Raw genomic sequence first — 14,762 nt, forward strand, 5'->3', positions numbered from 1 at the left:
TCGAGACAGGCGAAGATGAATGGATGACCAATCCCCGCATCTACGTCAAGGCGTGCATCAACGGAGCCCGCACCCCCGACCAGCACCCGAACCTGCCAGTCACGCCCGATCAGCTGGCCGCAGCGGCGATCGAGGCGCATCGGGCCGGCGCGCAGGCCGTGCACATGCACCCCAAGGACGCCAACGGCGTCGACTCGCTGTACGGCGATGCGGTCGCGGCGGCGGTGCACGCCGTCCGTGCGGCCGTGCCCGGTCTGCCGCTGGGGGTGACGACGGGGTTCTGGGCACTGCCCGACGCTGACGCCAGGTTGCGGGCGGTCGAGGCATGGACTGTGCTGCCGGACTTCGCGTCGCTGAACTGGCACGAACCGGGCTCCGAGGAGCTGGCACACGTGCTGCTTGGCAAGGGGCTCGGGGTCGAGGTGGGCCTGTTCCACGCCGAGGCGGTCGCGTCCTGGGCGAAATCCGACTTGGCCAAGCACTGCATGCGGGCGATGATCGAGCTGCAGGGTGATGCGGACATCGCCGCCGCGGACGACATGCTCGAGCGCGTCTTCGCCGTCGGATCGCCGGCCCCCGTGCTGCTGCACGGGCTCGACGAGAGTTGTTGGCCGTTACTGGAATACGCGGGGGAGCGCGGTGTGCAGACGCGAATTGGTCTCGAGGACACCGTGAAGCTGCCGGACGGGTCCGTCGCGCCCGACAACGGCGCGCTGGTGTCGGCGGCGGTGAGCCTGCTCAGTCGGTAGTGGTGGCCAGGGCGAAGTCGGCGAAGTCGAAACCGGGCACCACGACGCAGCTCACCAAGGTGGGTTCGTCGTCGCGCGGTCGGGCACGCTGCCAGTGCCCCGGCGGAACCACCAGCTGTGGTGCTTCGCCCGCATCGACGTCGCTGCCGAGCAGAAGCGTTGTGGCACCGTGCTGTTCGCGTCCAACCTCCAGCAGCAACGGGCTGCCCCTGTGGTGCAGCCACAACTCGGCGCTGCGCACGGTGTGCCATGCCGACTGCTGGCCCGGCATCAGAAGGAACAGGATGGCCGTTCCGGCGCTGCGTGGGCCGGTGTAGTCCGGTGGCAGAGCGGACTGCGTGACCGTCAACTCGCTGCGCCACGTCTCCTTGAACCAGCCGCCCTCCGGATGCGGGGCGAGGTCGAGCGTACGGGCCCAGCCGGGTAGCTCCGTCATCCGTTAAGCCTACGTCGGAACGGCCTGCCAACCCGATACCCTCGTCCCATGGCACGCCTGCGCCCCGCATGGTTCGTCGTGCTGTGTGCATTGGTGTTGCTGGTCAGCGCGTGGCTGCCGTGGTTGACGACCAGCGCAGGCGGCGGCGGACGGGCCAACGCCATCGGCGGAAAGCTCGGCCAGATCGCCGTGCCGCCGCCCGGCTTCGGCGTCGGGCAGCTGATGGTGCTGTTGTCGGCGACGTTGGTCGTGGCCGCGGCGATGGCGGCGCGTGGCTTGTCGGCGCGGATCGCTTCGACTGCGGCCCTGTCGATTTCGGTGCTCCTGACGGTTCTGGCATGGTGGTACTTCCGGCTGTACGTGGCACCGCCGATCGCGGCGGGCTACGGGTTCTACGTGGGTGGGGCGGCCACCGCCCTCGCAGTGGTGCTGTCGGTGCTGGCCATGGTCGCGGCGTGGTCTGAGGCGAGTCGGCGCCGATGACCGGGTTCGTCGAACCAGTGGTGCTCACCGGGCCGCGGTGGGTCACGCTCGAACCGCTGCGCGCCGCAGACGTCCCGGAAATCGCGGTGGCCTCGGCCGACGGCGACGTCGGTGCCCTGTGGTTCACCAGCGCGCCGTCTCATCGGACTGCCAGCGAGTGGGTGGACAAGCGGTTGGCGGTGCAGCACCCCGACACCGGGTTGACGTTCGTCGCGCGAACCCAGGACGGCCGCCTGATCGGATCGTCGAGCTACCTCAACGTCGACCCGGCGAACCGGCGGCTCGAGATCGGCAACACCTGGTTCGCCGGGTCGGTCCGCCGGACCGGGGTCAACACCGAGGCCAAGCTGCTGATGCTCGGCCACGCGTTCGACGAATTGAATTGCGTGGCAGTCGAATTCCGAACGCACCTCTTCAACACCACCAGTCGCGCCGCCATCGAGCGCCTCGGCGCCAAGCTCGACGGCGTGTTGCGCAGCCATCAGCTGTTGCCGGACGGATCGCGGCGCGACACCGTCGTCTACTCGATCCTCGACGTGGAGTGGCCCGCGGTGCGCAACAATTTGCGGTTCCGGCTGGACCGACACCGCTAGCCCGTCGAGTGTGAATCTCACGACGCGTCCCCGGCGTGTCGCGTCGTGAGATTCACAATCGCGCAAAGGAAGCGACTGCTAGCGCGTCGCCACCTCGGCACCGCGCAGCGGGCTCGCGCACTGGTCGCACGCCAGGGTGGCCACCAACGCCGCGCCGCAGTCCGTATGCACCAGTTGGACGGCGGGCCCCTCCGGCGCGTGGAAGCACCGCTGCGCCCACTGCAGCGCGCTGATCAGGATGGGGAACACGGCGCGGCCCTTCTCGGTCAACCGGTAGCGCCCGTCGCCTGCGGCGAGCACGCCGTTGGCCGTGAAGATCTGCAAGCGGTCGGCCAGGGAACCGGGTGGCGCACCGAGTTGGTCCTGGAAGTCGCCGAACCGGCTGGCGCCGACGAACGCCGCCACCAGCAAGGCGAATGCCCATCGATCGCCGAGGATGCTCATGGTCTCCGGGAACAGGTCCGCCCGACCGTCGACGCGGTCGGAGCTCGATCGGCGCCGCGTCGAGTGCACGGGCATCGACCGCGACCAGCCACCACTCGGACCCCATTGCGCACCAAGGTCCTTCTCCGTCACCGGCTCTGTGCACGCGGCGCACTGCAGCACTGGCGCGAAGTCCTCACCGCAGACGGTGTGGCGCATCGCGGGCAGTCGCTGGGCGTGGTCGGGGACCCAGTGTCTTTCCCACTCCCAGATCGACACGAGTACCGGCCACAACGCGCGTCCCCGCGGCGTGAGCACGTAGTCGGCCCGCGGCGGCTTGGCCTGATAGGTGCGCCTGACCAACAGTCCGTCGGACGTCATCGCCCCCAACCGCCGGGTCAGCACCGCATGCGAGATCGGCAGGCGCGCCGTGAATTGCCCGTACCGCGTCGCACCCAGCGTCGCCTGCTGCAGGATCAGCAGCGTCCACTCGTCGCCGAGTAGCCCGAGCATCCGGCCGACGGCGTTGGTTCCGCCTGCGGGCAATGCGGTGGGCACTACACATCACCCCGTCGCTTCGCTCGCCCCAGCGAGCCCGATCGCCTCGGCCGCGGAGTCGGTCCTGCGCCAGCGGCGAAGCTCCGAACCGGGTGCCCACGTAGAGTGCGTGCCGCTGGAAACCCGTTCCGGCAGAGCCAGTTTGCACACCGGGCCGTCGGTCACCCTGGCGGCGTCGAACACCAGGCAGTAGGACGCGTCGTCGTTCATGTCGGTGGTGATGGTGACCAGATAGCCGTCGTCCTCGCTCCGGCTGCCCAATCGGGGTGCCATCGCGGTCTCGCTGCCGTAGACGCCGTCGCCGAACGCGAACCGTTCTTCCGCACCGGTCTTCAGGTCGTGCTTGACCAGCCCGTCGAACAGGAACCAGCCCGGCTTGCCCGTCGCAGCGTAGGCATAGCGGTACTGGTGGCCCGCGTAGCCCGAGTTGATCATGCCGAACTCGGTGATGCTGTCCGACAGTTGCTCTTCCCGCACCTCACCGGTGACGAGGTTGAAGCGCCAACGGTGCAGTCGGGTCTGCATCCGGTCCATGGCAAGGAATCGGAACACGCGCTGCCTGGGGGCACCTCCCGCTTGCGGGGGATTGTCGCCCATGCCGTCGTCGACCGGTTCCGGGTCGCCCTGGAAGAACCCGTCGAGCACGATCTCGTCGCCGTCCTCGTACGCGTTCGGAAAGTGCAGCACGTAGGTCGGGTCGGCCTCGAACCACTTGATCTGCGAGCTGTCCCCACGGCGCGGGATGACGGCGAAGCGTGACGGCACGTCGCGGTGGAAGCGTGGCAGGTGCACGTTGTGTTCGAGGTACGTGGGGTCCCAGAACAGCGGAAAGTCGTTGAGTATCACGTAGTTCTCGGTGAACGCCATGTCGTGCGGCAAGCGCGGGCCCGGCAGCGGCACGTCGACGTAGTGCACCAGCGCGCCCGCGCCGTCGACGACGCCGTAGTGCATGAACGGGTCCTGTTTGGAGTAGTTGAAGAACAGCAGTTCGCCGGTCCGGTCGTCGACCTTCGGGTGCGCCGACACTCCCAGGTCGAACGGGAACGCACCGCCCCAGTCCTGCTTGCCGAGCGTCTCGCCCGAGTACGGGTCGACGCGGTACAGGTCGCCGCACTGGTAGAAGCTGGTCAGCGCGGTACCGCGGTGCACCGTCACGTCGGTGGAGGACGCGTCCTTCATCAACGTCCGTGCGCCCCAGCCGTAGTCGCGCCGGGCGAGCTCGACCGGTTCGGCAATGCCGGGCCACAGCGGACCGCCAGCAGAGTTTTCTTCGGCGAAGCCATCGGTGCGGACGAACCTGTTGCGGTAGAACGCCTTTCCGTCCCGGAAACCGACGACGTGCATCATGCCGTCGCCGTCGAAGGGGTGGTACGCCTTGAGCGCCGGATGGAGCGGGTTCTCGGTGTTGCGCAGGTAGACGCCGTCGAGGTCGGCCGGGATCTCGCCAGCCACGACGGTCAGGTCGTCGGCGTCCCATTCGGTGGTCTGCGGGCGCCACGGCCCGGTGCGGTAGGGATGGTCGTCGTCCTCGGGCAGCGTGGAGAGGAACTTGCCAACGATCTCGGTGTTCATCTAAGCCTCCTTCACGACGAAGCTGACCGTGGTGGCCGTGCTGCCGCCGAAGTTGAGCGTGCCGAACGTCCGCGCACCGTCGACTTGATAGTCACCCGCGGTGCCGCTGACCTGTTTGGCGGCGTCGAGGAGCATGCGCACCCCGGTGGCGCCGACGGGATGGCCGCCGCCGATCAGCCCGCCGCTGGGGTTGATCGGCAGCCGGCCGCCGATCACGATCTCGCCGTTCTCGATGGCCTTCCACGATTCGCCGGGACCGGTCAGCCCGATGTGGTCGATCGCGAGGTACTCGCTCGGGGTGAAGCAGTCGTGCACCTCGATGCCGTCGAGGTCGGCCAGCGAGACCCTGGCACGCTCGAAGGCGTCCAGCACCGCCCGTCTCACGTGCGGCATCACGTACGGGTCATCGGCCGAGCGGTCGAGTTTCTGCTGCAAGCCCAGCCCGACGGTGCGGTGACCCCAGCCCTCGATGCGACCGATCGGCCGGGCGTCGGGGTGCTCGCGGAGGTAGTCGTCGCCGACCACGACGATGCCCGCGCCGCCGTCGGTCATCTGGCCGCAGTCGAATCGGCGGATCCGGCCCTCCACCACGGGGTTGGTCTCGTCGTCGTCGCCGCCTGCCACCAGATCGGGCACGGTCCAGTCGCGGGCCTGGGCGTTCGGGTTGGCCCTGGCGTTGGCGAAGTTCAGCTGCGCGATGGCCCGCAGGTGGCTCTCGTCGATGCCGTAGCGGCGGTCGTACTCGTCGGCGACCCGGCTGAACATGAAAGGCCACATGAACGTGGCGTCCTGACCCTCGTGCCCCGTCCAGGCGGCGGCGCCGAGGTGCTGGGCGGCGGTGTCGCCGGGCACCGTCTTCTCCAACTCGACGCCGACCACCAGCGCCGTCTCGTACGCGCCCGACCGGAGGTCGGCGATGGCCGCCAGTATGGCGACGCTGCCGGAGGCGCAGGCGGCTTCGTGGCGCGACGACGGGGTGTCCCACAGGCCGTCGACGACGCTCGCGGGCATGGCCCCGAGGTGGCCCTGAGCAGCGAACATCTCACCGAAGGCGTTGCCGACGTGGACCACGCCGATGTCGGCGGCGTCGATCTTGGCGGCCTGCAACGTCGCCGTCACCACCTCGCTGGTCAGGCCTGCGAAGTCGACCCCCTCACGGGTCAGGTTGCGGGAAAAGTCGCTCTGATAGCCGCCCAGGATCCACACGTTCGAGCCACCCATGACCGCACCGTACTACAACTAACAGAGTGACTCGGGATTCCTCGCAGAAAAGTGTCGGTTTTGGTCGGGCACCGCCCTCTTACCGGTATGAGTACGAAGACCACCTACGACATCGTCGACCGGCTGCACGCCCGGCGGGCGGCCCATGTGCCGGGTGACCGGATCGCCGCCACGGTGTCGGCGTGGTTGGCCGAGCTGGGTGTCGACAGCCCGATGGCCGAGGACCTCGCCCGCGCGGCCCGCGCCGGCAACTGGCCCGCGGTCCACGCGATCAGCGACTGCCTGTCCCTCGACGTCCTCGTCGCGGCCTGACGGCCCCGCCGGCTCGGTTCTGAACCGGCGAGACCTCGGCGCGCTTGGCTGTGCACCGCCAAGCGCACCTGCGCGAGCATTGCCCACGTTTTCGCGCCACAAACGTCCGCGTCGACCGGCTGAGGGGGAAGATCATCGTCATGACGGTGCAGAACCACGACCTTGCCCTTCGGATGGCCGAGTTGGCGCGTTCGATCGCGCTGCGCAGCGTCGATGAGGTGCTCGCCGACGTCACCGCTGCCGCCAAGAAGCTGATCCCTGGCGTGGACGCGGCGGGCGTGCTGTTGGTCGGCAAGAACGGCAGCTTCGACACCATTGCGCCCACCTCAGACCTGATGTTCAAACTCGACGAGCTGCAGATGCGCTATCTCGAGGGACCATGTGTCGAGGCGGCGCTCGACGAGATCGTGGTGCGTACGGACGACTTCCACAACGAACCGAAATGGCCCAACTACTCGCCGGCGGTCAGCGCGCTCGGCGTGCGCAGCGGCCTGTCGTTCAAGCTGTACACCGCCGACCGCACGGCAGGGGCGCTCAACCTGTTCGCGTTCAAGCCGAGGCTGTGGGACACCGAGGCGGAGACGATCGGAATGGTGCTGGCGGCGCACGCGGCGGCGGCGATCCTGGCCAGCCGCGAAGGTGATCAGCTCCAGTCGGCGTTGTCGACGCGTGACCGCATCGGCCAGGCCAAGGGCATCATCATGGAGCGGTTCGGCATCGACGACGTCCGCGCGTTCGCGATGCTGCGCCAGCTCTCCCAGGACAGCAACACGAAGCTCATCGACGTCGCACAGAAGGTCATCGACACCCGGGGGCAATAAAACCCAGGCGCCGCCGTGAAGGTTTACCGGCAGTGGGTATGCCCCACGGGTGCCAGTCGCAACGACAGTCTGTGGGCCGAGTGCAATCGTTGGTGTGATGACGGCCCAGAGTCCGACCGCCCGATCAAGGAAGAGGACCCAATCATGAGCAACGTTCCGGAAATCGAACTGAACGATGGTGTGCACATCCCGCAGCTGGGATTCGGTGTCTTTCAGATCAGGCCCGAGGATGCGGCTTCAGCGGTCACGGCTGCCCTTGAGACGGGGTACCGGCACATCGACACAGCCGAGATGTACGGAAACGAAAGGGAAGTCGGCCAGGGCGTCCGCGACGCGGGACTGGATCGCGCCGATGTCTTCATCACCAGCAAGCTCAACAACGGTTTCCACAAGCCGGACGATGCACGGCGTGCGTTCGACGGCACACTGAGCGCGCTGGGATCCGACTACGTCGACCTGTTCTTGATCCACTGGCCGCTCCCGACGCTCTACGATGGCGACTTCGTCTCCACCTGGCACGTTCTCGAAGAGTTCGCCCGAGACGGACGCGCCCGCAGCATCGGCGTATCGAACTTCCAACCCGCGCACCTGGATCGACTCGCGAAGGAGTCCGGCGTCGTCCCCGCGGTGAATCAGGTCGAGGTCCACCCGTACTTCACCAACGAAGAGGTTCGCGCCTACGGGCGCGAGCATGGCATCGCCACCGAGGCGTGGTCGCCGATCGCTCAGGGCAAGGTGCTCGATGACCCGGTCGTCGAGCGAATCGCCAACGCGGTCAACAAGTCACCCGCCCAGGTCGTGCTGCGCTGGCACATTCAGCGCGGCGACATCGTCTTCCCGAAGTCCGTATCGCCCGACCGAATGAGGTCGAACTTCGAGCTGTTCGACTTCGAACTGAACGGCTCCGACATGGACGCGATCTCTGCCCTCGACAAGGGCGAATCCGGGCGAACGGGCCCCAACCCCGACGTGTTCGACTACATCCCGGAGTAGACGTTCATGGCTAGCCAGGATGGTTTCCACCCAGACCTGATCGAGACCGAGCAGGCTCATGCGTCGCTGCGAACGCGCGTACACCATGTCAAGGCTTCAGAGCTCAGCTCCGGCACGGCCCAGACTGCGGGCATGCAGCGATTCGCGGCGATCAGCGGTAGCTCGGTCGGTTCGGAGAAGATCTGGATGGGGGAGACCTCCGTTTCGCCGGCGACGGTGTCGGACAATCACCACCACGGCGAATCCGAAACCGCGATCTTCGTCCGAAGCGGAAACCCCGAGTTCGTATTCCACGACGGCGTCCAGGAAGTCCGTATCGCCACGGCGCCCGGCGACTACGTCTTCGTGCCACCCTTCGTTCCGCATCGGGAAGAGAACCCGGACCCTGCCCATCCCGCCGTGATCGTGATAGCGCGCAGCACACAAGAGGCAGTCGTGGTCAATCTCCCCGGGCTCTACGCGCTCCCAGAGAGTTCCGGGTAGCAGCTAGCAGGTACCGAGCTCTGCTGCTAGCAGCAAGCGCCAATGGGCGGCAGCGTTGACGACACCCGATGCCGAAAACGCGATCCTAGGAGACATGGCCACGCTCCCATACCCCGACGATCATCGGCATCCTCTCGGGGGGGATGGGTCGACGTCGGCACATCGCAAGTCGCCCAAGCCTTCTCGAGGCGGGGCGCTGTTCGCCGCGGGCGCGGCGGTGGCAGTGGTGTCCGCCGGCATCGGTGGGTTCACCGCGTTGGTCGTGCAACCACACACCGTCGTGCTCAACACCCTGGCGACCGCGGCGGCCGCCGCACCCCGCGCGTCGGCGGCCAGCCTGCCCGCCGACTCGGTCGAGACGGTCGCCGCAAAGGTGTTGCCCAGCGTGGTGCAGCTGCAGACCGACCTGACCGACCAGACCGAGCAGGGTTCGGGCATCATCTTGACCCCCGACGGGCTGATCATGACCAATGCCCACGTCGTGTCGGCCGCGGCCGGCGCCGGCCCCAACGGCCCTGGCGGAGCCCACACCCTGGTCACCTTCGCCGACGGCCGCACCGCGCCCTTCGACGTGGTCGCGATGGACCGAACGAGTGACATCGCCGTCGTTCAGGCGAAGGGAGCCTCTGGGCTCACCCCCATCACGCTCGGCTCGTCTGACCATCTTCGAGTCGGCCAGAAGGTGGTGGCGGTCGGATCCCCGTTGGGTCTGGAGGGCACGGTCACCACGGGCATCATCAGCGCGCTGAACCGTCCGGTTTCCACCGCTGCCGACTCGGCGACCCAGGGCACGGCGACCGACGCCATCCAAACGGACGCCTCGATCAACCCGGGAAACTCGGGCGGGGCGCTGGTCGATGAAGACGGCCAGCTCATCGGGATGAACTCGGCGATCGCCTCGCTGGGCGACTCACCCGCCGCCCAAAGTGGTTCGATCGGTTTGGGTTTCGCGATTCCCATCAATCAGGCCAAGCGCGTCGCCGACGAACTCATTGCCACCGGCACGGCGTCGCACGCGTGGCTGGGCGTGCAGGTCGGTGAGGACGTGAGCGCCCACGGCGCCAGGATCGTCGACGTGACGAGCGGCGGCCCCGCCGAGGCGGCCGGCCTGTCCGTAGGCGTGGTGGTGACCAAGATCGACACCCAAGTGATCGACGACGCCGACGCGTTGGCAGCGGCAGTGCAAGCGAAGGCACCCGGCAACGTGGTCACCGTCGACTACCTCGACTCCACCGGCGTTGCCCAGAGCACGCGAGTCTTGCTGGGTACCGACCAGGTGCAGCAGCCGTAACGGGCGGCACCCGACGCAATACAGGTCTGGAAGTGCCCCCGGCATGATTCGAACATGCGACACCGGCTTTAGGAGAGCCGTGCTCTATCCCCTGAGCTACGGGGGCGGGGACGGCTCGCAGCTTACCGAACCCACTGCGAACTCCGTGTTTCCCTCCTCCGCGCGGGGGCATCCCACTCCCATGAGCACATCGAAGAAGGCCCGCAACACCGTCGACCGCCTCGCCGGTCAGGCCAAGGAGAAGATCGGTGACGCGACGGGCAACGCCCGGCTGCGCAACGAAGGCAAGACCGACCAGGTGAAGGCCCGCGTGAAGCAGACCGGCGAGCGCCTCAAGGATGCCGTCCGCGGCCGCTAGTCAGCGCAGCTCGGCGATCACCTTCGCGAACGCCTCGGCGTGCGGCTGCTGCACGATGATGTAGGTCACCCCGTAGGTGTCGCGGTAGCGCCGGATCTCGTCGGCAATCTCCTTCGTCGACCCGGACAGCACGCCCGGTGTCCGCAACAGCTGCTCGTCGGTCATCTGCGGCAGGAACCGGCGGGTGATGGACAGGTCGGGGTTACCCGAGTCGTCGGTGGGCAGCGCGGTGATCGCGATGTTGAGTTCCAGCTCGTCGAAGCGTTCGGGGGCTGCGTTGCGCACGAACGAGATCCGCTCGGCGAGTGGGTCGCCACTGTCGGAGTTCGGGTCGCCGCCCGTCAACCCGATGATCTGAGCCTTCTCCGCGGCGATTGTGAGCAGTCGGTTGCCCTTCCCCGCGATCAGGAGCGGCACCTCGGGCACGTGCTCGCGCAGGTATTCGGTGATGTGTCGCAGATAGTCGACGCGTTCCCTGGCGGTGGGGTAGGGCAGTTCGGCGGCCTCGAATTCCTCCTTGACGTAGCCCGCCCCCAGCCCCAGCTCGATACGGCCGCCGGTGAGGTCGCGCATGGCGGCGACGTCGCGCGCCAGCAGCGCCGGCTTGTAGAAACCGGCGTTGAGCACGAATGTGCCGACGTGCAGCGTCTCGGTGGCCGCCGCCGCGGTCATCAAGGTCGGGAACGGCGCGGGCGCGCCGAGGTGATCGGGGACGTGCAGCACGTCGTAGCCCATGTCCTCCGCGCGTCGGGCCCAATCCTGAACCGCTGACTGCCGACTGGCGGCGTGCAGACCGAACCCGAACCGAAAATCCTTGGCCATGACCTGAGCTTAGGGCGGATGTCGAAGAGAGATGTTTGGCCCCGCTCCGTCGCGGGAATTGTGACCCGGTAGGTCGCTCAGCGCGCAGCGGCCAGCAAAGGAGCTTTCCATCCCCGACCCGGCCCGTCGTGAGCACTTCCGACGGGCCGGATCGATACTTCAGCCCATGGCCACTCATCCCACGTTCGGCGTCGAGGAAGAGTTCCTGCTCGTCGATCCCGGCAGCGGCGAACCCGTCCCGCTGAACCGTGCGGTCGCCGAGCGAGCCAAGGCCAAGGGCGTCGACCTGCAACTGGAATTGACCAGCTGTCAGGTCGAGACGACGTCGGACGTGATGGCGTCGAGTGAGGCACTGCGAGGCGAGATGAGCCGACTGCGCCGCATCGCGTCGGAGGCAGCCGAAGCGGCGGGCGCGCGTCTCCTGGCCGTGGGGGTGCCCCCGACGGTCCCGCACAGCTTTCCGATCACCGACACGCCGCGCTATCGCGAGATCGCCGACAAGTTCGGGATGATCGCCCACGAGCAGGGCATCTGCGGCTGCCACGTGCACGTCGCGGTGCCCACGCGGGAGTTGGCGGTGCGCGTGAGTAACCGGTTGCGGCCGTGGCTGCCGTCATTGCTCGCGCTGACGGCCAACTCGGCGATCTACCGCAGCACCGACACCGGCTACGCCAGCTGGCGCAAGGTGCTGTGGGCGCTATGGCCCAGTGCGGGCCCGCCGCCCCACTTCGATTCGGTCGACGAGTACGACGCGCTGGTCCGGATGATGCAGGACGCCGGCGCCATTTTGGATGACGGCATGGTCTATTGGGACGTCCGTCCCTCGGCGGACTTCCCGACCATCGAGGTGCGCGTCGCCGACGTCCCGGCCACGGTCGCCGAGACGGTATTGCTGGCCACCTTGGTGAGGGCGGCCGTGATGACGGCGCTCGACGACGAGCAAAGCGGTGCTCCGGTGTTGCCGCTGACGTCGCACGCGCTCAAGGCGGCGTATTGGAAGGCGGCGCGGGACGGTTTGGACGGCCGGACCATTGACCTGGCGGACACCCACGCACCACTGCCCGCCGCGCGACTCCTCTCCAACCTGGTCGACCGGGTCGAGCCGGCTCTCAAGGCGCTGGGCGACTACGACATGGTCCGCGAGGAACTGACGCGCATCGCTGCCGAGGGCAACGGTGCCATGCGTCAGCGACGGGCGTGGGAACGGCGCCACGAGGTCGGCGACGTCATCGAGGAGGCAGCCACGGCCACGCTGGCCGGGGTGTCGGCTGGGTGATATCGGCTCAGACCAGCGGTAGTTCGGCGAAGATCGGACTGGTCGGCTGGGCGGATCCGCCGCCGGGCTCCACGGTGAAGGCCAGGGCCTTCGATCCGCCGAGATCGGGCAGCATCGCGGTGGTCGACGGGGACACCGCCTTCGCGTCCATGGTGCCCGCCGAGCGCGCACCGTCGCTTCCGACCAGCCACATCTGATACACGGTCCCGGGTTGGGGTGGGGCGACGTTGTTCATCACCAGCATGGCGGCGTTGCGCTCGCGGGAGAACATCACCGTCGCGGTACCACCGGTCGGGATGTCGCCCGACACGGTCCGGACGTCGGGGGCGGCGAAGATCTGCTCCGTCATCGACGTCTTGGCCTCGGGTCGCAGCGCCAATCCGACTCCGAGCGCGCCGACGCCGATGACCACGGCGGCCGCCGCGGCCAGCACGATGGTGCGCCAGCGCGCCGGGCGGGCTTGCGGCGACGATGGCACCGCACGCACGGGGGGCTGCTCGACCGCGGCGAGCAGCCGGTCGCGGACGTGGTCCGGCGGTTCGATCGCGGTTGCCGAGGACACCACCGCCATGGTTTCGCGGACGGCTCGCACCTCGTCGGCGAAGGCGCGGGCGACGTCGGCGGGTGCGGCAGCAAGCCGGCGTTCGATGTCCTCGAGCTCGGCCTGCGTTACGGCGTGCAGCGCGTAGGGCGTCGCGAATGCCACGAGGTCGGGGTCGGTTGGCTCGGTCACGAGGCCCCCAAGCACTTGCGCAGTCCACGGATGGCTTCGCGCATCCGTGACTTTATGGTCGCAAGATTCGCCGACAAACGCTCCGACACTTGGACATAGGTCAGGCCCTCGTAGTACGCCAGCTGGATGCACTCACGTTGCGCGTCGCTCAGTGAACCGAGGCACTCGGTCACCTGACGTCGTTCGTCGCGGGAGATCACGGCCTCGGCGACGCGGTCGGCGGCGACTTCGACGTTGGCGGCGCCGTATCGCGACTCGCGTTGGGTGGCCGCCTGCTCCGAGCGGACCCGGTCGACCGCGCGGCGGTGCGCGAGCGTCATCAACCAGGTCAACGGTGATCCGGCCGACGGGTTGTAACCCGCGGCGTTGCGCCACACCTGCAGGTAGACGTCCTGCGTGGTTTCCTCACTGTAGCCGGGATCGCGGAGCACGCGGGTGACCAGACCGAACACCCTGGCGCGGGTGATGTCGTAGAAGGCGGCGAACGCCTCGACGTCCCGCTGTGCCACCCGGCGCAGCAATGCGTCGAGGTCGGCGGTCACGCCGGGTAGCCTACTGGCCGATCCGAGCATAGTCACAACAATCGGGATCTGGGTGGCCGTGGTATGAAAAACACAGTGCGCGAGCAGTATTCACGAAAGCCGGGGCGGTCGGCCATGATCCGCTCGGTGAGCCGGGCGCCGGTCGCGTAGACCAGGAAGTACGTCATGACCACCGGCGACAACACCGTGGACAGCGACAGCAACCCGGTGATGGTCACCAGCCACAGGCCCCACCACACCGCGGCGTCGCCGAAGTAGTTGGGATGACGCGTCCACGCCCACAGGCCGCGGTCCATGATCATGCCGTCGTGAGCCGGGTTGGCCTTGAACTCCCGCAGCTGCCGGTCGCCGACGGCCTCGAACAGCACGCCAACCAGCCACAGCATGACACCCGCGATCAGCACCGGGAGCAGCGCAATGGGCGTCGGTCCGAGCACCGCGGACAGTTGCAGCGGCAGCGAGATGAACCACGCGAGGATAGCCTGGAGCAGGAAGATCTTGCGTAGCACGGTGGCGGCCGAGAAGTCGTCGCGCAGCAGACTGCCGTAGCGCGGATCCTCGCCCTTGCCCGCCGACTTGTTCACCATGTGCCAGGCCAGCCGCAGGCCCCACACCGCAACTAGGCCGAGCAACAGCAAGCGACGGAACAGATCTCCGTCACCGAGCACGGCGGCGAGCGCAGCCACCGCCACGAAACCCAAACCCCAGGTGACGTCGACGACGTTGTAGCGCCCGATCCAGCGGCCGACGACGAACGTCAACCCGTAACCCAGGATCAGGATCGCCAGTGCCGCACCGGAAACGACGAGGATACTCACGCGCCTGCTCCGGTCGGCGCGAACGTCCACTGGTAGTCGTCGAGGTATCCAGACCGGAAACCGGCCTCGGAGTACGCCAGGTAGAGCTCCCACATGCGGTGGAACGTCTCGTCGAAGCCCAACGCCGACACCGCATCCCGGTGCTCGGTGAAGCGCTCGCGCCACAACCGTAGCGTCTCGGCGTAGTGCGGTCGCAGGGACAGCATCCCGACGGTGCGCAGCCTCGTCTGACGCTCGGTGATCCCGACGAGCGCTTCGACGGACGGAATCAGTCCGCC

Annotated in this window: 19 protein-coding genes and 1 tRNA gene; 10 read left to right on the forward strand and 10 right to left on the reverse strand. The window is 67.8% G+C overall.

Annotation, left to right across the window (positions count from 1 at the left end):
* The first annotated feature begins 23 nt into the window (after positions 1–23).
* Positions 24–749 (forward strand): 3-keto-5-aminohexanoate cleavage protein, encoded by a 726-nt coding sequence (locus QOC69_RS01425; protein WP_526435663.1) that lies wholly within the window; start codon positions 24–26, stop codon positions 747–749.
* Here the strand turns inward: QOC69_RS01425 and QOC69_RS01430 are convergent.
* The gene (locus tag QOC69_RS01430; RefSeq protein WP_526435629.1) at positions 739–1,185 is read right to left on the reverse strand and encodes a cupin domain-containing protein; all 447 of its coding nucleotides are present in this window, start codon (positions 1,183–1,185) and stop codon (positions 739–741) included. The genes QOC69_RS01425 and QOC69_RS01430 overlap by 11 nt on opposite strands.
* Before the next feature lie 48 nt (positions 1,186–1,233).
* On the opposite strand from QOC69_RS01430, the gene QOC69_RS01435 reads away from it, so the two are divergent.
* Together QOC69_RS01435 and QOC69_RS01440 are read left to right on the forward strand one after the other, a co-directional pair.
* The gene (locus QOC69_RS01435; RefSeq protein ID WP_526435631.1) at positions 1,234–1,668 is read left to right on the forward strand and encodes a hypothetical protein; all 435 of its coding nucleotides are present in this window, start codon (positions 1,234–1,236) and stop codon (positions 1,666–1,668) included.
* Complete coding sequence (locus tag QOC69_RS01440; RefSeq protein ID WP_526435633.1) at positions 1,665–2,261, forward strand: GNAT family N-acetyltransferase; 597 nt, start codon at positions 1,665–1,667, stop codon at positions 2,259–2,261. The genes QOC69_RS01435 and QOC69_RS01440 overlap by 4 nt, the downstream gene beginning before the upstream one ends.
* A gap of 78 nt (positions 2,262–2,339) precedes the next feature.
* Here QOC69_RS01440 and QOC69_RS01445 read toward each other — a convergent pair whose 3' ends face one another.
* The 3 genes from QOC69_RS01445 to QOC69_RS01455 are packed head-to-tail and all read right to left on the reverse strand — an operon-like array spanning position 2,340 to position 6,035.
* On the reverse strand, positions 2,340–3,197 hold the full coding sequence (locus tag QOC69_RS01445) for a winged helix-turn-helix transcriptional regulator (RefSeq protein ID WP_526435665.1): 858 nt from the start codon (positions 3,195–3,197) through the stop codon (positions 2,340–2,342).
* A 51-nt stretch (positions 3,198–3,248) separates the two neighbouring features.
* On the reverse strand, positions 3,249–4,814 hold the full coding sequence (locus tag QOC69_RS01450; protein ID WP_526435635.1) for a carotenoid oxygenase family protein: 1,566 nt from the start codon (positions 4,812–4,814) through the stop codon (positions 3,249–3,251).
* Positions 4,815–6,035 carry an acetyl-CoA acetyltransferase gene (locus QOC69_RS01455; RefSeq protein WP_526435637.1) on the reverse strand — a complete coding sequence of 407 codons (1,221 nt, stop codon included), beginning with the start codon at positions 6,033–6,035 and terminating at the stop codon, positions 4,815–4,817.
* Positions 6,036–6,122: 87 nt separating this feature from the next.
* Between QOC69_RS01455 and QOC69_RS01460 the strand changes: the two genes are divergently transcribed.
* The 5 genes from QOC69_RS01460 to QOC69_RS01480 all read left to right on the forward strand — a co-directional run bounded on the left by QOC69_RS01460 (position 6,123) and on the right by QOC69_RS01480 (position 9,935).
* Complete coding sequence (locus QOC69_RS01460) at positions 6,123–6,347, forward strand: Rv2628 protein family (protein ID WP_526435639.1); 225 nt, start codon at positions 6,123–6,125, stop codon at positions 6,345–6,347.
* Positions 6,348–6,487: 140 nt separating this feature from the next.
* Positions 6,488–7,168, forward strand: coding sequence for an ANTAR domain-containing protein (locus tag QOC69_RS01465; protein ID WP_526435641.1), 681 nt, complete (start codon positions 6,488–6,490; stop codon positions 7,166–7,168).
* Positions 7,169–7,312: 144 nt separating this feature from the next.
* A complete protein-coding gene (locus QOC69_RS01470) occupies positions 7,313–8,161 on the forward strand; it encodes an aldo/keto reductase (RefSeq protein ID WP_526435643.1) in 849 nt (282 codons plus the stop codon).
* 6 nt (positions 8,162–8,167) lie between these two features.
* Positions 8,168–8,644: a cupin domain-containing protein gene (locus tag QOC69_RS01475; protein ID WP_526435645.1), complete on the forward strand. Its 477-nt coding sequence runs from the start codon at positions 8,168–8,170 to the stop codon at positions 8,642–8,644.
* A gap of 94 nt (positions 8,645–8,738) precedes the next feature.
* Positions 8,739–9,935: a S1C family serine protease gene (locus QOC69_RS01480; protein WP_526435647.1), complete on the forward strand. Its 1,197-nt coding sequence runs from the start codon at positions 8,739–8,741 to the stop codon at positions 9,933–9,935.
* Positions 9,936–9,968: 33 nt separating this feature from the next.
* Here QOC69_RS01480 and QOC69_RS01485 read toward each other — a convergent pair.
* A tRNA-Arg gene (locus QOC69_RS01485) sits at positions 9,969–10,041 on the reverse strand.
* A 75-nt stretch (positions 10,042–10,116) separates the two neighbouring features.
* On the opposite strand from QOC69_RS01485, the gene QOC69_RS01490 reads away from it, so the two are divergent.
* Entirely contained in the window at positions 10,117–10,293 is a 177-nt protein-coding gene (locus QOC69_RS01490) for a CsbD family protein (RefSeq protein WP_526435649.1), read from the forward strand.
* Here the strand turns inward: QOC69_RS01490 and QOC69_RS01495 are convergent, their stop codons facing one another.
* Complete coding sequence (locus QOC69_RS01495; protein WP_526435651.1) at positions 10,294–11,115, reverse strand: LLM class F420-dependent oxidoreductase; 822 nt, start codon at positions 11,113–11,115, stop codon at positions 10,294–10,296.
* 166 nt (positions 11,116–11,281) lie between these two features.
* Here QOC69_RS01495 and QOC69_RS01500 point away from each other — a divergent pair, with 166 nt between their 5' ends.
* Entirely contained in the window at positions 11,282–12,391 is a 1,110-nt protein-coding gene (locus QOC69_RS01500) for a carboxylate-amine ligase (RefSeq protein ID WP_526435653.1), read from the forward strand.
* A gap of 7 nt (positions 12,392–12,398) precedes the next feature.
* On the opposite strand, the gene QOC69_RS01505 is transcribed toward QOC69_RS01500, so the two are convergent.
* The 4 genes from QOC69_RS01505 to QOC69_RS01520 all read right to left on the reverse strand — a co-directional run.
* Positions 12,399–13,124 carry an anti-sigma factor gene (locus tag QOC69_RS01505; RefSeq protein WP_526435655.1) on the reverse strand — a complete coding sequence of 242 codons (726 nt, stop codon included), beginning with the start codon at positions 13,122–13,124 and terminating at the stop codon, positions 12,399–12,401.
* Positions 13,121–13,696 carry an RNA polymerase sigma factor gene (locus QOC69_RS01510; protein ID WP_526435657.1) on the reverse strand — a complete coding sequence of 192 codons (576 nt, stop codon included), beginning with the start codon at positions 13,694–13,696 and terminating at the stop codon, positions 13,121–13,123. The genes QOC69_RS01505 and QOC69_RS01510 overlap by 4 nt, the downstream gene beginning before the upstream one ends.
* A gap of 2 nt (positions 13,697–13,698) precedes the next feature.
* Complete coding sequence (locus QOC69_RS01515) at positions 13,699–14,484, reverse strand: DUF1295 domain-containing protein (RefSeq protein WP_526435659.1); 786 nt, start codon at positions 14,482–14,484, stop codon at positions 13,699–13,701.
* Positions 14,481–14,762, reverse strand: a 282-nt coding sequence (locus QOC69_RS01520) for a class I SAM-dependent methyltransferase (RefSeq protein ID WP_526435661.1), incomplete at its 5' end; no start/stop codon positions are given. The genes QOC69_RS01515 and QOC69_RS01520, both read right to left, overlap by 4 nt.

The organism is Mycobacterium sp. (assembly GCF_032162105.1).
Classification (GTDB): Bacteria; Actinomycetota; Actinomycetes; order Mycobacteriales; family Mycobacteriaceae; genus Mycobacterium.